Raw genomic sequence first — 23,681 nt, forward strand, 5'->3', positions numbered from 1 at the left:
CAACCCTCCTTAAATCACAACCTCAAATCTGTGCCATTGGTGCTGACGGGGGACAGCGGGGGCATGTTACCAACGACCCGTTCTTCGAGATTGATGAAATGCAAACCGGCGAGCATGAACCGTGGCCAGATTCGGCACTCAAGCTGGGACTTGAGGCGGCGGACGATTATGCCCGGCTGACCGTGCACCTGCTCTACTATACGGCCCAACGCATAGGGGACGTGGCGGCGATGCAGTGGCGCGATATTCATGGAGACACGATCCACGTCACGCAGCAAAAGACCGGCAAGCTGCTGGAGATACCGATACATGCCGAACTAGCGAAGGAACTGGCCAAGCATCCGCGTAGCCTCGCGACCATCATCCCAGGCAGGCCCGGCGAGGGAAAGACGAACAAGATGCGCCTCGCAATTCAGGCTGTCTGCTCGGCGCATGGGTTCAAGGTTGTGCCCCATGGCCTCCGCAAGAACGCGGTCAATGCCTTGCTGGAGGCGGAGTGCAGCGTTGCGGAAACGGCGGCGATCAGCGGGCAGTCCCTCCAGATGGTCGAGTATTATGCGCGCAAGAGATCGCAAAAGAAGCTCGGCAAATCCGCCATGCTGAAATGGGAGAGAACAGAGTGAGGTCATTCAAACCCTTTCAAACAGGCTCGCTTTTCGGCAGAAATTCGTTGCTATTTTTTACCAAACCGTAACCATGATCGATGGATTCGTTCGATGTCCCTTCCGTGCCGATCGACCGGCGGGCCTGGCCGGCCGGCGGTCGGCTGGATTACTGGTCAGCGCCTGACGGCTGGCCGCGGCGACATGATCGAAAAATATCTTGAGGTCATCCACCATTGGGCGAGCCGGGGCTGGGCAGTGACCAGCTTCGACTGGCGCGGGCAGGGCGGGTCGGGCCGGCTGACCGATGATCCCCTGTGCGGGCATATCGACGATTTCGCCGTGTGGATTGGTGATCTCATGGCACTGGCGGCCGACTGGCGCGCGGAAGGGGAAGGGCCGCTTGTCATGCTGGGGCACAGCATGGGCGGTCACATGCTGCTGCGCGCTCTGGCGGAGGGGATGGCGTCGCCCGATGCCGCTGTCGCCGTCGCGCCGATGCTGGGGGTGCACAGCGCGCGGCTGCCGCGCTGGCTGGCGGTCGCGATCGCCTGGACCATGGTGCGCCTTGGCCTTGGGAAGCGACAGGCCTGGACGCAGAAGGAAGGGACGGACCGGCTGAACCGCATCCGGCAAAAGCGGTTGACCCACGATCCCGATCGCTACGCCGACGAGATATGGTGGCGCGATCACAGCCGCGACATCGCCCTGGGATCGCCCAGCTGGACCTGGGTGCTGGAGGCGCTGCGTTCGACCCGCAGTCTTGTGGAAGGAGATGCGATCGCGCGGATCGCCACACCGTTGCTGATCCTGGCCGCGCGGGAGGACAGGCTGGTGTCGACGCCCGCGATCCGGCGGGCGGCCGGGCGCATTGCGGGCGCACGGCTGCATGTCTATGGGCGGGAAGCAGCGCATGAGATCCTGCGCGAATCCGATCCGGTCCGGCTGGACGCGCTGGGCAGGATCGACGCTTTTCTGGACGAGACGGCGCGTTGATTCAGACTGACATCGTGATCGTGGGCGGCGGCATCGCGGGCGCCAGCCTGGGCGCGGAACTGGCGGGCCATGCGGAAGTCGTCATCCTGGAGATGGAGGATCAGGCCGGCTATCACGCGACCGGCCGCTCCGTCGCCTTTTGGGAGGAAAGCTACGGCGGTCCGGCGGTGCAGCCGCTGACCACCGCGTCGGGACCGTGGCTTGCGAGGCCCGATCCGGATTTCCACGATCGCCCTTTCCTGTCGCCGCGCGGCACGCTGCATATTGGCCGGGCGGGGGACGAGGCGTTGCGGGACGCGCTGCTGTCCGACTTCGCCGGGAAGGTTGAACTGGCGCGGGTCGATCCGGCGTCGCTGGTGCCCGGATTGCGCCCGGAATGGACGCTGGGAGTGCTGGAGGCGAGCTGCCGCGACATTGACGTCGCCGCGCTGCATCAGGCCTATCTGCGGAAATTCCGTCGCCTGGGCGGGACGTTGCGACTCGACTGTCCAGTCCTTGCGGCAGAGCGGGTCGGGGATGGCTGGCGGGGCGAGACGCGCCAGGGCCCGTTATCCTGCCGGTTGCTGGTCAATGCGGCGGGCGCGTGGGCGGACGCGGTGGCGGGTGCGTGCGGCGTTGATCCCGTTGGCATTACGCCCCTGCGCCGGACGGTCGTGCAACTGCGCGTGCCGGATATGCCCTCGCCTGACCTGCCGCTCCTCATGGACCTGGGATCGGGCTTCTACTTCAAGCCGGAAGGGCCGGGCCGCGTGTGGCTGACCCCCCATGACGAGGTGCCTTCGCCGCCCTGCGATGCCGCACCCGAGGAACTGGACGTCGCGCGGGCCATCGCCCGGTTCGAGGAGGCGGTCGATTGGCGCGTTGCGGCGGTGGAGCGCAAATGGGCGGGGCTGCGCAGTTTCGCGCCGGACCGCGCGCCTGTCTATGGCTTCGACGCGGACATGCCCGGCTTCTTCTGGTTCGCGGGACAGGGCGGGTTCGGCATTCAGACCGCGCCGGCCGCGGCGCTGCTGGGCGCGGCACTCATCCGGGGCGATGCCATGCCGGACACGCTGTGCGGCGTCGATCCCCAGCGCTACGCGCCAGCCCGCTTCCGCCGATCGCGCGTCAGTCCCTGAACGCCCGGCGGCTGGCAAGGCCCATCATCGCAAAGCTGGCAAGCGAGGAGACGATGTTCGCCATCGCCGCGCCATTGGTGCCGTAAAGCGGCAGCAGGAGCGCCTGAAGCCCCAGCAAGAGGAGCGTTGCGACGAAGGTGATGCGCAACGACAGGCCGGCGCGATCCGTCGCCATCAGCAGCGGGCGGTAGCTGACCCCGATCAGCTCGATGCAGGCGGCCACCCCCAGCATCAGGAGCAGCGGATAGGCGGGCACGAATTCCGGCCCGGCGATCAGCCCCAGGAGCGGCCTGCCTATCGTCACGATAAGGCCGATGATGACGACGCCCGCCACGAGCGCCAGCCGGTTGGTACGGTGGAACAGGTCGCCCAGAGCTTCCTTACCCTGATCGCTGGTGCGCGCCAGTTCCACGAAGATGCTGCGCGACAGCAGGCTGGATATCTTGGTCAGGGAATTGGCGAGCTGGTTGGCGAGCCGATAGAGGCCCGCGCCCGCCGGACCGACGAAGCCGCCGACGATCAGCACCGCGACCTGCTGGCCGACCGAGGTCAGGCTGGTCTGGAGGTTGGTGGCGGTGAGGAAGCCGATGATGCCGGGGTTCTCGCGCTTCGCGTCGAGCGCCCGGCCCGCGCCCCAGCGGCCGATCCGGTCCTGTCCGACCTTGATCGCCAGATACCAGTAGGCCGCGGCGCACAGCACTTCCGCCATGCCCCAGGCAATCAGATAGCCAGTGATATTGGGCATCAGCAGCCAGGCCGGGACCGCGCCGATCATGCGGCCTACCGGGATCATGGTTTCAGCGAGCGCCGCCGAATCGAAGCGGTCGAACAATCGCAACACGCCTGTCGGGCTGGACCGGATGGTGACCAGCATCACCATGCAGAACAGCCAGACCTGCCAGCCCATGCCGGGACCGAGGCCCAGCAGATCGTCGAAGAAGAACAGGATGATCCCTGCGATCAGGCCGCCGGCCGCCGCCGAGGCGAGATCGACAAGCACGCAGAAGCGCAGCACGCGGTTGAGCGCGTCGCCGTCGCCCACCGACAAGTGCCGCTGGCCGTAGCGCACGACGATCTGCCAGCTGTCGAAGGACACCAGCGTCTTGATGACCGTGGCGGCGCTCAGCACCAGCGCGAAGCGGCCGAAATCGGCGACGCCGAGCGTCCGGGTGACGATGGCGAGATAGACGAGGCTCAGCACCCCGCCCACGCCCTTGCCCCCCAGCAGCCAGCCGGTATTGGCCAGGATGCGCGCGAACCCATCGCCAGTCGCGCCCGTTCCTTGCTTGAACATGGTGATGACGGATGGCCTTTCCTGTGGCGGCCGGATGCCCGGCGTGACCCTCTCTAGCGATTGCGGGGGCCGACTTGAAGCCGCCTTTTTTTCGGCTCAATCCCGCGCTAAGGCCCGGGCCATGAGCATCACCAAAGCCATTATCCTGTCGGCGGGACAGGGTTCGCGCCTGTTGCCGCTGACGCGCGACGTGCCCAAATGCATGATCGATTTCAACGGCCGCAGCCTTGTGAGCTGGCAGGTCGCGGCGCTGGTGGCGAACGGCGTCACCGACATCGTCGTGGTCACCGGTTTCCGCACCGAACGGGTGGAGGACCATGCGCTGCAACTCTATCGCGACACCGGCGCGCGCATCCGCACCGTCTTCAACCCCTTCTTCCAGGTGGCCGACAATCTTGGCACCTGCTGGATCGTGCGGGAGGAAATGGACCGGGACTTCATCATCCTGAACGGCGACACGATCGTTTCGGACGAGATCGTCGCGACGCTGATCGCGGGCGCGCAGGACGCCATTACCGTGACCGTCGATGTGAAGCCCAATGGCGATTATGACGACGACGACATGAAGGTCAGCAGGGACGCCGACGGGCGGCTGCGCGCCATCGGCAAGCGGCTGCTGCCGCCCGACACCAATGCAGAATCGATCGGCATGCTGGCCTTCACCGGGGAAGGGCCGGCGATTTTCCGCAACCAGATCGACCAGATGATGCGTACGCCCGAGGGCGTGGAGCGATGGTATCTGCGCGCCATCGACATCATCGCCAAAGGCAACCGGGTCGGGACGGCGTCGATCGAGGGGCTGGAATGGCAGGAGGTCGATTTTCCGCAGGACGTCGACGCCGCCATGGCGCTGACCGCGAAATGGGTGGAAGAAGGCCGCTACGCCAAATAGGAAAATCCGGCCTTAACTTCGCATATTTCCCGCAGGAATTCGCGTTTTCTTTCCTATTCGCGACATAAACTTGCGCGCTGCCGCCCATAAGCGGGAGGACCGCGGACGCCATCATAGCGGTGCGTGGTCCTGTGGGACAGCGCAGTCCTTCAGCAGGGCGGCTGTGCGAAGAAGGGCTTGAGCCATTCGCGCAGGCTGTCCACATCGCTGTCCAGCTTGACCGCCCGCGCAAGGTCGGGCTGACCCGGCCATCCTGCGTCGGCGACGGAAAGGCCGACCGCGCTTCGCTCACCCTCATAACGGGGGATGACGTGGAAATGAACGTGCGGGTCGACCATCATCAGCATCAGATAATTGATCTTGGCATAATCGACCGCGCGGGAAAGGGCGCTTTCGATGGCGGCACTCACCTCCTTCAGTTCGGCATGGGCTTCCGCAGGAAGCGCGCTGAAGGCGGTTGCGTCACTTCTGGCGGCAAGGACCAGCGATCCGAGCGTCGGCTGGGCCGGGCGCAGCAGCACCAGCCAATGATCGAACGTCGCCACCAGCGTCGCTGGATAGCCGAATTTCTCGATCGTGGCGTTCATGCGGTCGCTCCTTCCGCTTCGTCCATCCAGCTGACGATGGGTCGGCCCGACCGCTGCGCCGCATAGGCCTGGGCCAGCCGCACGGCGTGGACGACAAGCGAAAAGATGGTCCACCAGGCAAGGACGACAAGGCCGATATCCGGCCGTCCGAACAGGAGCGCGACGAACAGGATCACCATATTGGGATTGCGCCGCGCGGTGATGAGGCGGAACCAGCTGTCGAAGGGCCGCCAGACATGGATGTCCATGCCGAAGTCCTTGAGGAACATTCCTTCGATCAGGCGCTGGAGAATATAGCCCGCAATCACCGCCGCCATGATGAAGGTGAAGGTGCTGTCGGACAGTTGCAGGCCCCAATAGGCCAGCCCCGTCCCCCAGAAATACCACCAGAAGGGCGGGTGGACGAGATCGACGCCATGGTCGATCACATTCCCCCATTTGGACGAGGTGATGGTGCAGCGGGCGAGCTTTCCGTCCACCGTGTCGAGCACCATGAAGATGAAGCCCGACAGGAAGCCGGTCCAGTACATGCCCTTGGCGAACAGGAAGGTCGCCAGCACGCACAATGTCACCCCGATCACCGACACCATGTTGGGCGTCATCCGCAACTGCGCGGCGATGCGTGTCAGGATCAGCGCCAGTTCGGGCCAGAGATATTTGGTGAGCAGGTCGGTGACGCCCTTGTAAGCGCCGAAATAGCTGCGCCGTTCGATCTCCCGCCGGGTGCCGGGGGTCAGTTCGCGCACCATGGGCTGCTCCAGCTTGCGAAGCTGCCGGTTGTAGAGCTTGCGGCCGTCCGACAGGTCGACGACATGCGGCGCGCTGAGCGGATCGCTGCCCTGCGCCACTTGGCCGACTACGGGTTCGCCGGCCCAGGCGAAGAGCGTGCCGGGCGTTTCCAGCGCTAGGCGCAGCAGCAGCGGGTCGAAGGCATAGGCCAGGTTGAAGACCAGTTCGTGCCCCGGCGCGGGCGTGCTGCCATTCTTCCCCGCGCTTTCTGCCATGCGCCGGTTGCGTTCGGCGTTGGACATGCCCCAGATCGGCGTATCATTCTCGCCAATCAGGCGCAGGGCTATGGTCGACATGGAAACGCTTTCAGGCCATCGCCGCCAAGTGGCTGCGGGTGGCGGAGAGAGTGGAATAGAGCATGGCGTGGGGCTTCAACTCCGCGCCCCAGGGCGGCGCGGCCATCCACTCGTCGAGGGCCTTGGCCAGCGCGTCGTCGGTCTTGTCCACCACCGCGCATCCGGGCAGCCCCTCCAGCAGATCGCGCGCGTTGGCGAAGCAGTCCGTGCTGATGACCGGCAGATTGGACGCCAGTGCCTCCACCACCACCGCGGGCAGGCCTTCATAGTCAGAGGACAGAACCAGCAAGTCAGCATCCGCCATGACGGCGGGGACATCGGGCGTGTAACCCATCAACTCCACCCGGTCCGCTATACCCAGCTCGGTGGCGAGCGCGGTCAGGGTCTCGCGATCTTTGCCCTCGCCCGCGATACGGAGCCGCGCGTTGGTCGACCGCATCGCTGCGAAGGCCCGCAACAGCCGGTCGAAACGCTTCTGCTCCACCAGCCGTCCTACGCCCAGGATCGTAATCGGCCGATCCGCCTTCTGGCGCGGAGGCGCCTCGCGCGTTTCGAACTGGCTGGTCAGATAGGCATTGTAGACCATGCCGAATTTCTCCGCCGCCAGCGGAAATTGGCTTTGCAGCAGGCGCGTTTCGGCCTCGCTCAGGGTCAGCACGCCTGCCGCCCGGCGGAATATATAGGTATAGACGCGCCGCCGTATCCAGGTGATGAACGGGTTGTCCCGTTCACGGATGATGGGATTGGTGGTCTTGATATAGTAGCGCTTGGCCGCGCGCGTGGTGAGAACGCCCAGCGCTGTGAACCAGCTGATATTGTTGCCCGTCGCCAGCACGATGTCGGGCTGTTCGCGCCGAAGCCATCGGCAATAGGACCCGAACATCATGAGCTGCGCAAAGGCCCGGCTCTTGGCGTCCATATCGCCGAAGGCCAGCCGATTGACGTCTTTCCGCAGCGTGGCGTCCAGGTCGAATTGCGAGCGTGCCGTGGTGCAGTACAACACATCGACTCGGTGCCCCTGTTCGGCAAATCCGTTTGCCAGGTGGCACAGCACGCGATTGGTACCCCCCTGGTTCAGTTCGTAGGTGACAAGAGCGATTCGAGCCATGTGCGCCCCCTATGATAAGGGCTTTTCTCATTCAAGCGGGCAAGCTTTGGGCGATCATGACAATTTGGCCTTTTGCTGAGCCTCGCAATTGGCTATCGCCCGCCGCGAAAGGAAGTGTCATGGCCGAATTCGCGTTGCCGAAGAACAGCAAGATCTCAGGCAAAGGGGTGACTCACAAGGCACCGGAAGGCGCGACGAATGTCCGCAGCTTCAAGGTCTATCGCTACGATCCCGACTCGGGCGAGAATCCGCGCTACGACACGTTCGAGGTCGACCTCGACAATTGCGGCCCGATGGTTCTGGATGCGTTGCTGAAGATCAAGAACGAATATGATCCGACGCTGACCTTCCGCCGGTCCTGCCGGGAGGGCATTTGCGGCTCCTGCTCGATGAACATGAATGGCAAGAACGGCCTGGCCTGCACCACCGCGATCGACGAATGCGGCGGCAAGCAGGTGCAGATCACCCCATTGCCGCACATGGACGTGATCAAGGATCTGGTGCCCGACTTCACGCATTTTTATGCGCAATACAACTCGATCAAGCCGTGGCTGCAAACCGTCAGCCCCGCGCCCAGCGGCAAGGAACGGCTCCAGTCGCCGGCCGACCGCGAGAAGCTGGATGGCCTTTACGAGTGCATCCTGTGCGCTTGCTGCTCCACCAGCTGCCCAAGCTATTGGTGGAACAGCGACAAGTTCCTGGGACCGGCGATCCTGCTTCAGGCCTATCGCTGGCTGGCGGACAGCCGCGACGAATATACCGGCGAGCGGCTCGACGAGCTGGAGGATCCCTTCCGTCTCTATCGCTGCCACACCATCATGAACTGCGCGAATGTGTGCCCCAAGGGTCTCAGCCCCGCCAAGGCGATCGCCGAGACCAAGAAGATGATGGTCGAGCGGCAGCTGTAAGTTGGCGCGTGATGGTGTTGCCGGCGGCAAGCTGCTGAGCGAAGGGAAATGGGCGGGCTGGGCCGCATGGTCCGACCCGCATCCCGACACATTTCTGCAGGCCATCGGTTGCGGCTACATGCGCGCGATCGGGCCGGGCAAGGCGCTGGTCGCGGTGGAGACCCGCCCCAGCCACCGCAACCGGCTGGACATGCTTCATGGCGGGTTCCTGGCCGGTTTTGCCGACCATGCCTATTTCGGCGGCGTCTGGATCATGGGGCATAAGGCGCAGGTCAACGGCGTGACGCTGGACCTTTCCATGCAGTATCTGGGCGTGGGCACGGTCGGCCCGGACCTGGTCGCGGAGGTCGAGTTGTTGCGCGAAACCGGGCGGCTGATGTTCCTGCGCATGCTGATGACCCAGGATGGTGAACCGGTAGCGGCTTCGACCGCTACGCTGCGGAAGGCGTCGACGGCAAGGTGACCGGCCTTCTGTCTCGCTACGATGCGCTGGTGGAGGGCGGCGAATTGCGGCCCGATCCGGACCAGCGGAAGGCAGCCGAGCGGCTGCACCGGCTACAGCAGGAACTGGAAGCGACGCCGGCGCGCGGATCGACGCTGTGGAAGCTGCTCCGCAAGGCGCCCGAGCCGCCGCGCGGCCTCTATATGTGGGGCGGGGTCGGACGCGGCAAATCCATGCTGATGGACCTGTTCTTCGACTGCGTTCAAGTGAAGCGCAAGACGCGCGCGCATTTCCATGAGTTCATGCTCGACGTCCACGCCCGGCTCGCGCAGGCGCGCAAGAGCGAGAGCGGCGATCCCATCCCGCCCGTCGTGGAGTCGCTGGCCGAAGAGGCGCGGCTGCTCTGCTTCGACGAGATGGTGGTGAACAATATGGCCGACGCGGCGATCATGTCGCGGCTGTTCACCGGCCTGTTGGAAAAACGGGTGACGATCGTCACCACGTCCAACCGCGTACCCGATGATCTCTACAAGGACGGGCTCAACCGCCAGCTCTTCCTGCCGTTCATCGACCTCATCAAGGCGAAGCTGGACGTGCTCAGCCTCAACGGCCCGACAGATTATCGGCGCGACCGGCTGGGCGACGCGCAGCTGTGGCACTGTCCCAACGGGGCGGAGGCGACCAAGGCGCTGTCGGACTCCTTCTTCCGCCTTACAGACTTTTCGGTCGAGGACCGGGCGAAAGTGCCGGCCGAGGACATCCCGGTGCAGGGCGGGCGCACGCTGCACGTGCCCAAGAGCCTGAAAGGCGTGGCCGTCTTCTCCTTCAAGCGCCTGTGCGAAGAAGCGCGCGGCGCGCCGGACTATCTGGCGGTCGCGCGCAAATATCACACGGTCATCATCGTCGGCATACCCGTGCTGGGGCCGGAGAAGCGCAACGAGGCGGCGCGGTTCGTGACGCTGATCGACTCGCTCTACGAATATAAGGTGAAACTGCTCGCCGCCGCCGACGCATCGCCCGCGCAGCTATATCCGACCGGCGACGGATCGTTCGAGTTCGAGCGCACCGTGTCGCGCCTGATGGAAATGCAGTCGGACGACTATCTGGCTCTGGGTCACGGCCCGAAATAGCGGCTGACCGACCGTCTTGGTCTGACCGGCGCGACCCGCCGATCCATTCATTTCAGTGAAATGTTCCGCCCGCAAAAGGGGCCGGGCGCGCCCGAGGAGCTGCGCGCCCGGCAGGGTAGCTCTGTAGGGAAGGCTCGCGGCCAGGGTAGGAGCCGGCGAGCGACAGGCTGTGCCAGAGCTTTAATGCAATTGCGAACTAATTGCAAAGATAATTTGCATATGGCGGATTTCCAAGGTTGAAACCCCCGCCCGATGGGCGTAGGCGAGCCTCCATCCAATAGTCATGGCTTGGAGGATGACACGCATATGGCCCGTAAGAAGATCGCGCTGATCGGCGCTGGCAACATCGGCGGCACATTGGCGCACCTGGCGGCGCTCAAGGGCTTGGGCGACATCGTCCTGTTCGACGTGGTGGAGGGCGTGCCGCAGGGCAAGGCGCTCGACCTCAGCCAGTGCGGTCCGGTCGAAGGTTTCGACGCGAAGATCACCGGCTCCAACGACTATGCCGACATCGCGGGCGCGGACGTCATCATCGTCACCGCCGGCGTCGCCCGCAAGCCGGGCATGAGCCGCGACGACCTGCTGGGCATCAACCTCAAGGTCATGAAGGCCGTGGGCGAGGGCATCAAGGCGAACGCGCCCGACGCCTTCGTCATCTGCATCACCAACCCGCTGGACGCGATGGTGTGGGCGCTGCGTGAATTTTCGGGCCTGCCGCACAACAAGGTGGTCGGCATGGCCGGCGTGCTGGACTCGGCGCGCTTCAGCCACTTCATCGCCGAAGAATTCGACGTGTCGGTGAAGGACGTGAACACGTTCGTGCTGGGCGGTCATGGCGATACGATGGTGCCGGTGGTGCAATATTCGACCGTCTCGGGCATCCCTGTCCCCGACCTGATCGAACAGGGCCGCTCCACCAAGGAGCGCATCGACGCCATCGTGGCGCGCACCCGTTCGGGCGGCGGCGAGATCGTCGGCCTGCTGAAAACCGGATCGGCCTATTACGCCCCCGCCACCAGCGGCATCGCCATGGCGGAAGCCTATCTCTACGACCAGAAGCGCCTGCTGCCCTGCGCGGCGTTCGTCGAGGGCAAATATGGCCTTGATGGTCTCTATGTCGGCGTGCCGGTCATCATCGGCAAGGACGGCGTGGAACAGATCGTCGAGATCAAGCTGGACGACGAGGCGAAGGCCAACCTTCAGGTCTCCGTCGACGCGGTCAAGGAATTGCTGGTGGCGTGCAAGGGCATCGACAGCTCGCTCGCCTGATTTTCCATCCTGCACCGTTACGCGTCAGGTAAGTGCGCAGCCTGAGGCGTGGCGCCTTTCGAGCAAGTGCCACTTCCACAGAAGCAAAGGGACACTGCATGTCCATTCTGGTGAACAAGAACACTAAGGTCATTACCCAGGGTATGACCGGCGCGACCGGCACCTTCCACACCGAACAGGCGCTGGCATACGGCACCCAGATGGTCGGCGGCGTGACGCCCGGCAAGGGCGGCACGACCCATATCGGCCTGCCCATGTTCGACACGGTGGCCGAGGCCAAGAGCAAGACCGGCGCCGACGCATCGGTCATCTATGTGCCGCCGCCGTTCGCGGCCGATTCGATCCTGGAAGCGATCGACGCGGAAATCCCGCTGATCGTCTGCATCACCGAAGGCATTCCGGTGCTGGACATGGTGCGGGTGAAGCGCGCGCTGTCGGGTTCGAAGTCGCGCCTGATCGGTCCGAACTGCCCCGGCGTCCTGACCCCCAATGAATGCAAGATCGGCATCATGCCCGGTTCGATCTTCTCCAAGGGATCGGTCGGCGTCGTGTCGCGCTCGGGCACGCTGACCTATGAAGCGGTGTTCCAGACCAGCAACGCGGGCCTTGGCCAGACCACGGCCGTCGGCATCGGCGGCGATCCGGTGAACGGCACCAACTTCATCGACGTGCTGGAATTGTTCCTGGCCGACGACGCGACCGAATCGATCATCATGATCGGCGAGATCGGCGGCGACGCGGAAGAGCAGGCGGCGCAGTTCCTTATCGACGAGGCGAAGAAGGGCCGCAAGAAGCCGATGGCCGGCTTTATCGCGGGCCGTACTGCCCCTCCGGGCCGTCGCATGGGCCATGCCGGCGCGATCGTGTCGGGCGGCAAGGGCGACGCCGAAAGCAAGATCGCGGCGATGGAAGCCGCCGGCATCAAGGTCGCCGCCAGCCCGTCCGAACTGGGTTCGACCCTGGTCGAGGTCTTGAAGGGGTAAGATAACTCCTACATATAGAGCGGCCGGGCTGCACCCCGGCCGCTATTCTCCCGCTTCCGCGACTGCACGCGGCTGGGATGGGACAGACAATGGGTTACGAGAACCAGGAATTCGAGATCGAGCGCGGCCCCAGCTGGGCGCGCGACAATTGGCCGCTCAACGACACGGACGATCTGACCGGCGCGCTTGATCCCACGCAGATGCAGGTCGCGGTGAAGACCGCCGCCAAGAGCGCGGGCAAGGCCGTGTCCGACGCCGATGCGGTCGCCGCCGCCGATGACGCGATCCGCGCGCAGATGTTGATCCGGACCTATCGGGTGCGCGGGCACCTCGCCGCCAATCTCGACCCGCTGGGCCTGACCAAGCGGGAGCTTCCCGCCGACCTGACGCCGGAATATCATGGCCTCACCGACCCGGCGAAGAAGATCTATCTCGGCGGCACGCTTGGCCTGCAATATGCGACCGTGGCGGAGATCGTTTCGATCCTGCGCGCCAATTATTGCGGCAATGTCGGCCTGGAATATATGCATATTGCCGACGTGGAGGAGCGCCGCTTCCTCCAGGACCGGCTGGAAGGCAAGGACAAGGAGATCATCTTCACGCCCGAGGGCAAGAAGGCGATCATGGCCAAGGTCATCCAGGCCGAGCAGTATGAAAAGTTCCTGGGCCGCAAATATGTCGGCACCAAGCGCTTTGGTCTCGACGGCGGCGAATCCATGATCCCCGCGCTCGAAGCGGTCATCAAATATGGCGGCCAGTCGGGCGTGCGCGAGATCGTGTTCGGCATGGCGCATCGCGGCCGCCTCAACGTGCTGGCGAACGTGATGGCCAAGGGCTTCCGCGTGATCTTCCACGAATTTTCGGGCGGCACCGCCAACCCGGAAGATGTGGGCGGATCGGGTGACGTCAAATATCACCTCGGCACATCGACCGACCGCGAGTTCGACGGGGTCAAGGTCCACATGTCGCTGGTTCCCAACCCTTCCCACCTCGAAACCGTCGACCCGGTCGTGTTGGGCAAGGTGCGCGCGCAGCAAACCTTCCGCGACGACCTGGGCAAGCATGAACAGGTGCTCCCGGTGCTGATCCACGGCGACGCGGCGTTCGCGGGCCAGGGCATCGTGTGGGAATGCTTCGGCTTTTCCGGCGTCCCCGGCTACAATACCGGCGGCTGCGTCCACTTCATCGTCAACAACCAGATCGGCTTTACCACCAGCCCGCAATTCTCGCGCGGATCGCCTTATCCCAGCGACGTGGCGAAGGGTGTGCAGGCGCCGATCCTGCACGTCAATGGCGACGATCCCGAAGCGGTGACTTTCGCGTGCAAGCTGGCGATGGAATATCGCCAGACCTTCCATCGCGACGTGGTGATCGACATGTGGTGCTATCGCCGCTTCGGTCATAATGAAGGCGACGAGCCGGGCTTCACCCAGCCGCTGATGTACAAGGAAATCCGGCAGCATCCGCCGGTGAGCGACGTCTATGCCGCGCGCCTGAAAGCTGAAGGCGTCATCGACGATGCGTTCGTTGGCCAGCAGACCGACGGTTTTGTCGCGCATCTGGAAGAAGAGTTCGAGGCGGCCAAGAGCTACAAGGCCAACAAGGCTGACTGGTTCGCCGGCCGCTGGTCGGGGCTGCACAAGCCTGCCGACGCCGAAACCGCGCGGCAGAGCGTCGAATCCGCGATCAGCAACAAGCTGTTCGACAGCCTGGGCAAGACGCTGACGACGGTGCCGGAAGGCCTCAACGTCCACAAGACGTTGAAGCGCGTGCTCGACGCCAAGGCGGAGATGTTCAAGACCGGCGAGAATTTCGACTGGGCGACCGGCGAGGCCCTGGCCTTCGGATCGCTGCTGTCGGAAGGCTATGGCGTACGCCTGTCTGGCCAGGATTCGGGGCGCGGCACGTTCAGCCAGCGTCACGCGGTCTGGACCGATCAGGACACGGAAAACAAATATATCCCCCTGGCCACCGTGCCGCATGGTCGGTTCGAGGTGCTGGATTCGCCCTTGTCCGAATATGGCGTGCTGGGCTTCGAATATGGCTTTGCGCTGGCAGACCCGAAGAGCCTGGTCATCTGGGAAGCGCAGTTCGGCGACTTCGCCAACGGCGCACAGATCATCTTCGACCAATATATCGCGTCTTCGGAGACGAAGTGGCTCCGTTCCAACGGCCTCGTCTGTCTGCTGCCGCACGGCTATGAAGGGCAGGGGCCCGAGCATAGCTCCGCGCGGCTGGAGCGGTACCTCCAGCTTTGCGCGGAAGGGAATATCCAGGTCGCGAACATCACGACCCCGGCCAATTACTTCCACGCATTGCGCCGGCAGATGCTGCGCCCGTTCCGCAAGCCGCTGATCATCATGGCCCCCAAGTCGCTGCTGCGGCACAAGGGCGCGGTCAGCAAGGCCGAGGATTTCCTGGGCGAAACGCAATTCAAGCGCCTCCTGTCCGACCCCAACGGTGCGGCGGACGCGGAGACGAAGCGGCTGGTGCTCTGTTCAGGCAAGGTCTTCTACGACCTGTCCGACGCACGCGACGCGGCGGGTGACACGAATGTCCAGATCGTCCGCGTCGAGCAGATCTATCCCTTCGCCACCGAAGCGCTCGCCACGCGCCTCGCCCGCATGACCGCCCTGGAGGAGGTCGTGTGGTGCCAGGAGGAGCCGCGCAACAATGGCGCCTGGTTCTTCGTGGAACCTTATATCGAGGAAGCGCTGGCCAAGGCCGGCAAGGCCCCGATGCGCGCCCGCTATGCCGGCCGCAAGGCGTCCGCTTCGCCCGCCACGGGCCTGGCTTCGCGTCATGTGTCCGAACAGGGCGCGCTCGTCGCCGATGCGCTGGGTCACAGCGTCCGCACCGAAATCCGTCGCCAGAAGAAAGGCTGAGACAGCTCATGGCCACCGAAGTCAAAGTCCCCACGCTGGGCGAATCCGTTACCGAAGCGACCGTCGGCCAGTGGCTGAAGAAGCCGGGCGAGGCCGTGAAGGCCGATGAGCCGATCGTCAGCCTTGAAACCGACAAGGTCGCGGTCGACGTGCCCGCGCCCGCCGCCGGTACGATGGGCGACATCATTGCCAAGGAAGGCGACACCGTCGAGGTCGGCGCGCTGCTCGGCTATGTCAACGAAGGTGCGTCCGCAGGGGCCTCGCCGGCTCCGGCCGCAGCCCCCGCCGTTGCTCCGGATGGCGGCAGCCTGACCTTGTCGCCGGCGGTCCGCCGCCTGGTGCTGGAGCATGGCCTTGATCCGAGCAAGATCAAGGGTACGGGCAAGGATGGCCGCCTGACCAAGGATGACGTCATGGCCGCCGCCGCCGCCGGCACCGCCAGGGCCGCCGCCGCTTCGGCTCCCGCCGCCGCGCCTGCCGCCGATGCACCCGCCGCTGGCCCGTCGCGCAAGCAGGAGCGCGTCAAGATGACGCGCCTGCGCCAGACGGTCGCCAAGCGCCTGAAGGAAGCGCAGAACAACGCCGCGCTCCTGACGACCTTCAACGATGTCGACATGACCGCCGTCATCGAGGCTCGGGCAAAGTATAAGGACCTGTTCGAGAAGAAGCATGGCGTTCGCCTGGGCTTCATGGGCTTCTTCACCAAGGCCGTGTGCATGGCGCTCAAGGACATTCCGGGCGTCAACGCGCAGATCGAGGGCGACGAGATCGTCTATAACGACTTTGCCGACATCTCGGTTGCCGTGTCGGCTCCGACCGGCCTGGTCGTTCCGGTCATCCGCAATGCCGAAAGCATGAGCGTCGCCACCATCGAGAAGACGATCGGCGACTTCGGCAAGAAGGCCAAGGAAGGCAAGCTGACGATGGAGGACATGAAGGGCGGCACCTTCACCATCTCCAACGGCGGCGTGTTCGGATCGCTGATGTCCACCCCGATCATCAACCCGCCGCAGTCGGCTGTGCTGGGCCTTCACCGCATCGAGGATCGCCCGGTCGTGCGCGACGGACAGGTCGTGGTGCGCCCGATGATGTATCTGGCGCTCAGCTACGACCATCGCCTGATCGACGGCCGCGAGGCGGTGACCTTCCTGGTTGCGGTCAAGAACGCGATCGAGGATCCGACGCGGCTGCTGATCGACCTGTAAAGAGCGTCGTCAACATATATATCCGTTCGGGCTGAGCCTGTCGAAGCCCCGTTCTTTCTGTTCTAGAAGGACGAAAGAAGAAGTAATGCCCTACGACAGGTTGAAGCGAGACACGCGGCTCGCTTCAAGGGCGAACGGAGATTGGTATGGCAGACTTCGACTATGACGTCCTTGTGATCGGCGCCGGCCCTGGTGGTTATGTCGCGGCGATCCGTGCGGCGCAGCTGGGCTTGAAGACGGCCTGCGCCGAAAGCCGCGAGACGCTGGGCGGCACCTGCCTCAATGTGGGCTGCATCCCGTCGAAGGCGATGCTGCACGCGTCGGAGCTGTATGACGAGGCCGCCAATGGCGCGCTCGCCAAGCTGGGCGTCAAGATCGATGCGATGAGCCTCGACCTCGACACCATGCAAGGCCAGCGCATCGACGCGGTGAAGGGCCTGACCGGTGGCATCGAATTCCTGTTCAAGAAGAACAAGGTGACTTGGCTGAAGGGCCTCGCCAGCTTCACCGGCGCGAACACGGTCGAAGTCGGCGGTGAGAAGGTGACGGCGAAGAACATCGTCATAGCCACCGGGTCGTCGGTCACGCCATTGCCGGGCGTCGCGGTCGACAATGCAGGCGGCAAGATCGTCGATTCGACCGGCGCGCTGGAGCTGGACAAGGTGCCGGGCCATCTCGTCGTCGTGGGCGGCGGCGTGATCGGGCTTGAGCTGGGCAGCGTCTGGAAGCGTCTGGGCGCGAAGGTCACCGTGATCGAATATCTCGACCAGATCCTGCCCGGCATGGACGGCGAAGTCCGCAAGGAAGCCAACAAGATCTTCAAGAAGCAGGGCTTCGAATATAAGCTCGGCACCAAGGTCACGAGCGCGGAAGTCGTCGGCGAAGGCGTCAAGCTGACCGTCGAACCGGCTGCCGGCGGCGAGGCGGAGACGATCGAGGCCGATGTCGTGCTGGTGTCGATCGGGCGCCGTCCGAACACCGAAGGCCTCGGCCTCGACAAGATCGGGCTGGCGGTGAACCAGCGCGGTCAGATCGAGATCGATCATGACTTCGCGACCAAGGTTCCGGGCGTCTGGGCGATCGGCGACGTCGTGCCCGGCCCGATGCTGGCGCACAAGGCGGAGGATGAAGGCATTGCGGTTGCGGAGAATATCGCGGGCCTGACCGGGATCGTGAACCATGACGTGATCCCGAGCGTGGTGTACACCAAGCCTGAAATCGCTGGCGTGGGCCTGACCGAGGAAGCGGCCAAGGAAAAGGGCGCGATAAAGGTCGGCAAATTCCCGATGCTGGCGAACAGCCGCGCCAAGACCAATCATGAGCCCGATGGTTTCGTGAAGATCATCGCGGACGCCGAAACCGACAAGGTGCTGGGCGTGTGGATCATCGCCACCGTCGCCGGCACGATGATCGCGCAGGCGGCGCAGGCCATGGAGTTCGGCGCATCGAGCGAGGACATCGCCTACACCTGTCATGCGCACCCGACCCATAGTGAGGCGATCAAGGAAGCGGCCATGGCCGTGACGGGCAAGCCGATCCATATGTGATCCATTCGCCAGCCAAGCGTGAAACCAAGAGGCCTCCGCGATGCGGGGGCCTTTTTATGTGGGTGGAGGAGATTGAGCCGCTCCCGCATCCATGGCACAGTCGAAGGACGGGGAGGTTCGGCGCGATGCAATCTTCAGTTGTTCAAGGGGCGAATGCCGCCTGGCGTCGATGGATGTGGACCGGCCTGGTCGGGCTGCTCCTGTTGCCAGCAGTGGCCATGCCATTCACCGCAGAGGTCAATTGGGGTCTGGAGGATTTCGTGGTCGCCGCGCTGCTGCTGGCGATGGCGGGCGGCGGCATGGAGCTGGCGAGCCGGATGGCCGCGCGGCCGGTCTGGCGTATGATGGCGGGCGCGGCGGTGGTCGTGGTCATCGCGCTGATCTGGGCCGACGCTGCCGTCGGCATCCGCTGATCGCCGGGCGGTTCAGCCCCAGTTTTCCAGCGTCGGCACCAATTGGTCGAAATGGTGGATCACGGCGTCCGCCTCCAGATTTTCGACCGGGCCGTCGAGGAAGCCGAAGCTGACCGCGACGTTGGCGATGCCGGCGTTGCGCGCGCCCGCAATGTCGTTGATCGTATCGCCGATGAAGATCGTCCGTCCGCCGCCTGCCCGATCGATCATGGCGCGAATGGGCGCGGGGTCGGGCTTGGCGACGCCCACCGTGTCGCCGCCCACGATGCTGGCGAACCGATCCGACAGGCCAAGCTGACGCATCAGCGGGATGGTGAACCGCTCCGCCTTGTTGGTGCAGATGGCAAGCTTCACGCCGTGCGCGGTGAGCGCGTCCATGGCGTCGATCAGCCCCGGATAGGGGACGGAGTGGATGGCGAGATTCTGCTCATAATAGTCGAGCAGGATCGGCAGCAGATCCTCCAGCAACGCCGCATCATGGCCGCCCGATGCGTCGAGCGCCCGTTGCAGCATCACTTTCGCGCCCTTGCCGACGAAAGGGTGGATCGACGCAACCGGGAAAGGGGGACGGCCGATGGTGCCGATGGCATAATTCACCGCCGCGGCAAGATCGCCGCTGGTGTCGATCAGGGTGCCGTCGAGGTCGAAGCCGACGATGTCGAAGGGGATGTTGCTCATGCGCCCGCAATGCCGCGTGCATGGTGGCAAAGGCAAGGCAAACATGGCAGAGAGCGCGCGACAGAGACCTGCGTCGCATGAGGACCCATCGCCCGTGACCCTATCCCGCCCGATCGCCGTCATCATCCTTGCCGCGGGGCAGGGCACGCGGATGAAATCGTCGCTGCACAAGGTGCTGCACCCCGTCGCCGGGCGGCCCATGCTGTTGCACCTGCTGGCGAGCGCGAGCGAGTTGCAGCCGGAACGGCAGGTCGTGGTCGTGGGCGCCGGACGGGAACAGGTGGAGCAGGCGGTGGCGGGCGCCGGCGTCGCAGTGGCGGTGCAGGCGCAGCAACTGGGCACCGGCCATGCCGTCGCACAGGCGCATGACGCGCTGGCGGGCTTCGCGGGCGACGTGCTGATCCTGTATGGCGACGTGCCGCTGGTGCGCCCCGAAACCATGCGCGCGATGATCGACCGGCTGAACCGGGGCGACGAGCCGCGCGCCGTGGTGCTGGGTTTCCGGCCCGCGGACCCCGCCGCCTATGGCCGCATCGTCGCCGACGGGCAGGGCATCATCGAGAAGATGGTGGAATATAAGGATGCGAGCGAGGCCGAGCGCGCCGTGACGCTGTGCAACAGCGGCCTGATGGCGGTGCGGTCGACCGACCTGTTCGTCCTGCTCGACCGGATCGGCAACGACAATGCCGCGGGCGAATATTATCTGCCCGACATCGTCATGCTGCCGGGCGGGCAAAGCGCGGTGATCGAGACGGAGGCGTGGGAAGTCGCGGGCGTCAACAGCCGGATCGAACTGGCGGGCGTCGAGGCGGTATGGCAGGCGCGGCGACGGGCCGAGGCGATGCGCGAGGGCGTGACGCTGATCGCGCCGGATACGGTCTTCTTCGCCCATGACACGGTGCTGGGTCGCGACGTGACGGTGGAGCCCAATGTCGTGTTCGGCCCAGGCGTCAGCGTGGCGGACAATGTCACCATCCATGCCTTCTCTCACCTGGAGGGCGCGCGGGTGGAGAGCGGCGCCGAGATCGGCCCCTATGCACGGCTGCGTCCCGGCGCGGAGATCGGCCCGAAGGCCAAGGTCGGCAACTTCGTCGAGATCAAGAAAGCACGGCTGGAGGAGGGGGCGAAGGCCAATCACCTGTCCTATATCGGGGACGCCAGCGTGGGCGCGGGCGCGAACATCGGGGCGGGTACGATCACCTGCAACTATGACGGTTTCCTCAAATATCGCACCGAAATCGGCGCGGGCGCATTCGTCGGGTCGAACAGCGCGCTGGTCGCGCCCATCAGCATCGGCGCGGGCGCCATCGTGGCGGCGGGCAGCGTGGTGACCCGCCCGGTCGAAGCGGACGCATTGTGCCTGGTGCGGCCCGAGCAGGTGACCAAGCCCGGCTGGGCGGCGCGGTTCCGCGAGCGGATGAAAGCGAAGAAGGCCGCCGCAAAGGGATGAGCTTCGCGCGTCGACGCCCATGGCTGACGGCTTTGCTGGGCCTGATGCTGGCCGTCCTGATTTTCGCCGGATGGATGCTGGCCAATGCGCGAGCCATGCCGGTGGTGCGGCAGGCGGAGATTTCGCTTCCCTTTCCCGCCGACGCCCCGCGCCGTCCGATACGCATAGCGCTGATGACGGACACGCATCTTTCGGGGCCTGACAACAGCCCGGAGCGAATGGCGCGGATCGTCGCGCAAATCGATGCGCTCAGGCCCGACCTCATCCTGCTGGGCGGCGATTATATCGGCGATGACAAGGGCGCCGCGGTGTACGACGCACAGGCAAGCATCGCGGCCTTTGCCGGGCTGCGCGCGCCGCTGGGCGTCATCGCGGTCCTGGGCAATCACGACGCGCACAGCCGCAAGAACCAGCCGGCGCTCAAGGCGTCGGAATGGCAGCAGGCCTTTGCGCGCGTCGGCGTCGTGCTGTTGCAGAACCGCGCGATCCGGCGGGGGCCGCTCGTGATCGGGGGCGTCAAGGACATCTACACCCGCAAGCCCGACATGCCCGGAACGCTGGCGACGATGCGCCGGCTGGGCGGCGTGCCCATCCTGTTGTCGCACAGCCCGGACCTGTTCCCGATGCTGCCCGACATGGCCGCGCTGATGTTGGTGGGCCATACCCATTGCGGGCAGATCGCCTTCCCGATCGTGGGAGCGACCTACATCCCGTCCCGTTACGGGCTTCGCTATGCCTGCGGCCAGTATCGCGACGGGCAAAGGCACATGATCGTGTCGGCGGGCGTGGGCACCAGCGGGCTGCCTTTCCGCATGTTCGCGCCGCCCGATATCTGGATCGTCACCATCCGCCCAGCATGAAATTCTTTTCATGCGCACGCCATGGCGCTGTCGCGTGCGGGCCGTTAATGGCATGGCGATAAAGCCGCCCTATATGGGCGCATCCCTATCCATCGGCTTCCACGGGGCATTCCGGCATGTGCGGCATCATCGGTATCATCGGCAAGGACGACGTCGCAGGACGGCTGGTGGACGGGCTCAAGCGCCTCGAATATCGCGGATATGACAGCGCGGGCGTGGCCACGGTGCATGACGGGACGATCGACCGCCGCCGTGCGGAAGGAAAGCTCGGCAATCTGGTCCGCGAACTGAGCGAGGCGCCGCTGCCCGGCACGACCGGCATCGCCCATACCCGCTGGGCCACCCATGGCGCGCCGACGACCAGCAACGCGCATCCCCACGCGACCGGCGAAGTGGCGCTGGTCCACAATGGCATCATCGAGAATTTCAAGCCGCTGCGCGAGGAACTGATCGCGCGCGGCCGCACCTTCGACAGCCAGACCGACACGGAGGTCGTCGCCCATCTGGTCAGCGAAAGGATCGAGCAGGGCGCGTCGCCCATGGAAGCGGTGCGCGACGTGCTGCCGCGCCTGCACGGGGCCTTCGCGCTCGCCATCGCCTTCCGCAGCCATCCCGACCTGCTGATCGGCGCGCGACTGGGGTCGCCGCTGGTGGTGGGCTATGGCGAGGGGGAGACGTTCCTGGGCTCGGACGCGCTGGCGCTCGCGCCGCTCACCCAGCGCATCGCCTATCTGGAAGAGGGCGACTGGGTCGTCATCACGGCCGAGGGCGCGGAGATTTTCGACAAGAACAATGCGCCCGTCGAACGGCCGGTGACGATCAGCGGCGTGTCCGGCGCGATGATCGACAAGGGCAATCATCGCCATTTCATGCAGAAGGAGATTTACGAGCAGCCGGTCGTCGTCGCCCAGACGCTGAAAGCCTATCTGCAACGGATGGACGACCGCGTGTCGCTGCCGATCCCGGACTTCGACCTGTCGGCCATCCGCCGCGTCACCATCGTCGCCTGCGGCACCAGCTATTATGCCGGGATGGTGGCCAAATACTGGTTCGAGCAGTTCGCCCGGGTGCCCGTGGACATCGATGTGGCGAGCGAGTTCCGCTACCGCGCGCCGGTGATGGAGGATGGCGGGCTGATGATCGTCATCAGCCAGTCGGGCGAGACCGCCGACACGCTCGCCGCGCTGCGCCATGCGCGCGAGGAAGGGCAGAAGATCGCCGCCGTCGTCAACGTGCCGACCAGCACCATGGCGCGGGAGGCGGACCTGCTGCTGCCCACCAATGCGGGGCCGGAGATCGGCGTCGCGTCGACAAAGGCCTTCACCTGCCAGCTGGCCGTGCTCGCCGCCTTCGCCGCGAACCTGGCGCGCGCCAAGGGGCGGCTGGACGCGAAGGCGGAGAAGGAACTGGTTCGGCACCTGGCCGAAGCGCCCGCCGCGATCAACGGCGCGCTCGCCTATGACGAAGCGATCGAGGCGATGGCGCACCATATCGTGCCGGCGCGCGACGTGCTCTATCTGGGGCGCGGCACCGACTATCCGCTGGCGCTGGAAGGGGCATTGAAGCTCAAGGAAATCAGCTATATCCATGCCGAAGGCTATGCCGCGGGCGAGATGAAGCACGGCCCCATTGCCCTGATCGACGAACTGGTGCCGGTGATCGTGATCGCGCCCAGCGGGCCGTTGTTCGAAAAAACCGTCAGCAACATGCAGGAAGTGCAGGCGCGCGGCGGCAGGGTGGTGCTGATTTCCGACTATGACGGGGTGCAGGCGGCGGGCGAGGGGTGCATGGCCACCATCACCATGCCCAAGGTCCACCCGCTGATTGCGCCGATGGTCTATGCGGTGCCGGTGCAGCTGCTCGCCTATCATGTCGCGGTGCTCAAGGGCACGGACGTGGACCAGCCGAGGAACCTCGCGAAATCGGTGACGGTGGAATAGGGGGACGACGCGGCCGGTCCTTACGAAGTTCACACCGTTGTGCCACGCAAAAGCGTCGATTCTCCCGCGACGCGCTCGCGAGGCTTCCCCAACGCCTCGCTGACGCGTCCCCTAAGCGCTCGCGACGCCCCTCCTGTCTGGGCGGGCTGGAGGATGGCGCGCGGGGCGGGAGTGTCGGGAAGCAGGACATGCTTCCGGTGGATCATGGCGGCGGCGGATAGGAAAGGCAGCGTGGGCTGGCGTCGCGGAGGCAAGGAAAGCGGGATGCCGGGTCAGGCCCGGCGTGGCG

At 65.1% G+C, this 23,681-nt stretch carries 20 protein-coding genes and 1 pseudogene; 16 read left to right on the forward strand and 5 right to left on the reverse strand.

What is annotated here, in order from left to right:
- The 3 genes and pseudogenes from AX724_RS00730 to AX724_RS00740 all read left to right on the forward strand — a co-directional run.
- A partial coding sequence (locus tag AX724_RS00730; protein ID WP_156447963.1) for a tyrosine-type recombinase/integrase occupies positions 1–623 on the forward strand: 623 nt, incomplete at its 5' end.
- An 80-nt stretch (positions 624–703) separates the two neighbouring features.
- A pseudogene (locus tag AX724_RS00735) lies at positions 704–1,598 on the forward strand (alpha/beta fold hydrolase).
- A complete protein-coding gene (locus AX724_RS00740; RefSeq protein WP_066762444.1) occupies positions 1,595–2,716 on the forward strand; it encodes an NAD(P)/FAD-dependent oxidoreductase in 1,122 nt (373 codons plus the stop codon). Before AX724_RS00735 ends, AX724_RS00740 begins: the two are co-directional and overlap by 4 nt.
- Here AX724_RS00740 and AX724_RS00745 read toward each other — a convergent pair.
- Positions 2,706–4,010 carry a lipopolysaccharide biosynthesis protein gene (locus tag AX724_RS00745; protein WP_066762447.1) on the reverse strand — a complete coding sequence of 435 codons (1,305 nt, stop codon included), beginning with the start codon at positions 4,008–4,010 and terminating at the stop codon, positions 2,706–2,708. The genes AX724_RS00740 and AX724_RS00745 overlap by 11 nt on opposite strands.
- Positions 4,011–4,131: 121 nt before the next feature.
- Here AX724_RS00745 and AX724_RS00750 point away from each other — a divergent pair, with 121 nt between their 5' ends.
- Positions 4,132–4,902 carry a phosphocholine cytidylyltransferase family protein gene (locus AX724_RS00750; protein ID WP_066762451.1) on the forward strand — a complete coding sequence of 257 codons (771 nt, stop codon included), beginning with the start codon at positions 4,132–4,134 and terminating at the stop codon, positions 4,900–4,902.
- A 149-nt stretch (positions 4,903–5,051) separates the two neighbouring features.
- On the opposite strand, the gene AX724_RS00755 is transcribed toward AX724_RS00750, so the two are convergent.
- Genes AX724_RS00755 through AX724_RS00765 form a run of 3 tightly spaced genes read right to left on the reverse strand, consistent with a single transcriptional unit; the run spans position 5,052 to position 7,682 of the window.
- Positions 5,052–5,489: an HIT family protein gene (locus AX724_RS00755; RefSeq protein WP_066762453.1), complete on the reverse strand. Its 438-nt coding sequence runs from the start codon at positions 5,487–5,489 to the stop codon at positions 5,052–5,054.
- On the reverse strand, positions 5,486–6,574 hold the full coding sequence (locus AX724_RS00760; RefSeq protein WP_066762455.1) for a CDP-alcohol phosphatidyltransferase family protein: 1,089 nt from the start codon (positions 6,572–6,574) through the stop codon (positions 5,486–5,488). The genes AX724_RS00755 and AX724_RS00760 overlap by 4 nt, the downstream gene beginning before the upstream one ends.
- Before the next feature lie 10 nt (positions 6,575–6,584).
- On the reverse strand, positions 6,585–7,682 hold the full coding sequence (locus AX724_RS00765) for a glycosyltransferase (RefSeq protein ID WP_066762458.1): 1,098 nt from the start codon (positions 7,680–7,682) through the stop codon (positions 6,585–6,587).
- Between the two features lie 119 nt (positions 7,683–7,801).
- On the opposite strand from AX724_RS00765, the gene AX724_RS00770 reads away from it, so the two are divergent.
- From AX724_RS00770 to AX724_RS00810, 9 genes are all read left to right on the forward strand, one after another.
- Entirely contained in the window at positions 7,802–8,590 is a 789-nt protein-coding gene (locus AX724_RS00770) for a succinate dehydrogenase iron-sulfur subunit (protein ID WP_066762461.1), read from the forward strand.
- Position 8,591: 1 nt separating this feature from the next.
- Positions 8,592–9,053 (forward strand): PaaI family thioesterase, encoded by a 462-nt coding sequence (locus tag AX724_RS00775; protein WP_082733351.1) that lies wholly within the window; start codon positions 8,592–8,594, stop codon positions 9,051–9,053.
- Positions 9,050–10,162, forward strand: a complete 1,113-nt coding sequence (gene zapE, locus AX724_RS00780; RefSeq protein ID WP_066762464.1) for a cell division protein ZapE — start codon at positions 9,050–9,052, stop codon at positions 10,160–10,162. The genes AX724_RS00775 and zapE overlap by 4 nt, the downstream gene beginning before the upstream one ends.
- Positions 10,163–10,468: 306 nt before the next feature.
- Positions 10,469–11,431 carry a malate dehydrogenase gene (mdh, locus tag AX724_RS00785; RefSeq protein WP_066762466.1) on the forward strand — a complete coding sequence of 321 codons (963 nt, stop codon included), beginning with the start codon at positions 10,469–10,471 and terminating at the stop codon, positions 11,429–11,431.
- Between the two features lie 98 nt (positions 11,432–11,529).
- Positions 11,530–12,414, forward strand: a complete 885-nt coding sequence (sucD, locus tag AX724_RS00790; RefSeq protein WP_066762468.1) for a succinate--CoA ligase subunit alpha — start codon at positions 11,530–11,532, stop codon at positions 12,412–12,414.
- Positions 12,415–12,503: 89 nt separating this feature from the next.
- Positions 12,504–15,299 carry a 2-oxoglutarate dehydrogenase E1 component gene (locus AX724_RS00795; protein WP_066762469.1) on the forward strand — a complete coding sequence of 932 codons (2,796 nt, stop codon included), beginning with the start codon at positions 12,504–12,506 and terminating at the stop codon, positions 15,297–15,299.
- Between the two features lie 8 nt (positions 15,300–15,307).
- Complete coding sequence (gene odhB / locus AX724_RS00800) at positions 15,308–16,504, forward strand: 2-oxoglutarate dehydrogenase complex dihydrolipoyllysine-residue succinyltransferase (RefSeq protein ID WP_066762472.1); 1,197 nt, start codon at positions 15,308–15,310, stop codon at positions 16,502–16,504.
- 146 nt (positions 16,505–16,650) lie between these two features.
- Positions 16,651–18,051, forward strand: coding sequence for a dihydrolipoyl dehydrogenase (lpdA, locus tag AX724_RS00805; protein ID WP_066762475.1), 1,401 nt, complete (start codon positions 16,651–16,653; stop codon positions 18,049–18,051).
- Positions 18,052–18,269: 218 nt separating this feature from the next.
- Entirely contained in the window at positions 18,270–18,464 is a 195-nt protein-coding gene (locus tag AX724_RS00810; protein ID WP_156447964.1) for a hypothetical protein, read from the forward strand.
- 12 nt (positions 18,465–18,476) lie between these two features.
- On the opposite strand, the gene AX724_RS00815 is transcribed toward AX724_RS00810, so the two are convergent.
- Complete coding sequence (locus tag AX724_RS00815; protein WP_197421440.1) at positions 18,477–19,142, reverse strand: HAD family hydrolase; 666 nt, start codon at positions 19,140–19,142, stop codon at positions 18,477–18,479.
- Positions 19,143–19,293: 151 nt separating this feature from the next.
- Here AX724_RS00815 and glmU point away from each other — a divergent pair, with 151 nt between their 5' ends.
- The 3 genes from glmU to glmS all read left to right on the forward strand — a co-directional run bounded on the left by glmU (position 19,294) and on the right by glmS (position 23,392).
- A complete protein-coding gene (gene glmU / locus AX724_RS00820; RefSeq protein WP_231736426.1) occupies positions 19,294–20,592 on the forward strand; it encodes a bifunctional UDP-N-acetylglucosamine diphosphorylase/glucosamine-1-phosphate N-acetyltransferase GlmU in 1,299 nt (432 codons plus the stop codon).
- Positions 20,589–21,452 carry a metallophosphoesterase gene (locus AX724_RS00825; RefSeq protein ID WP_066762485.1) on the forward strand — a complete coding sequence of 288 codons (864 nt, stop codon included), beginning with the start codon at positions 20,589–20,591 and terminating at the stop codon, positions 21,450–21,452. The genes glmU and AX724_RS00825 overlap by 4 nt, the downstream gene beginning before the upstream one ends.
- Positions 21,453–21,568: 116 nt before the next feature.
- Positions 21,569–23,392 carry a glutamine--fructose-6-phosphate transaminase (isomerizing) gene (gene glmS, locus AX724_RS00830; RefSeq protein ID WP_066762488.1) on the forward strand — a complete coding sequence of 608 codons (1,824 nt, stop codon included), beginning with the start codon at positions 21,569–21,571 and terminating at the stop codon, positions 23,390–23,392.
- Positions 23,393–23,681 lie beyond the last annotated feature (289 nt).

The organism is Sphingobium sp. CCH11-B1 (assembly GCF_001556865.1).
Lineage (GTDB): Bacteria > Pseudomonadota > Alphaproteobacteria > Sphingomonadales > Sphingomonadaceae > Sphingobium.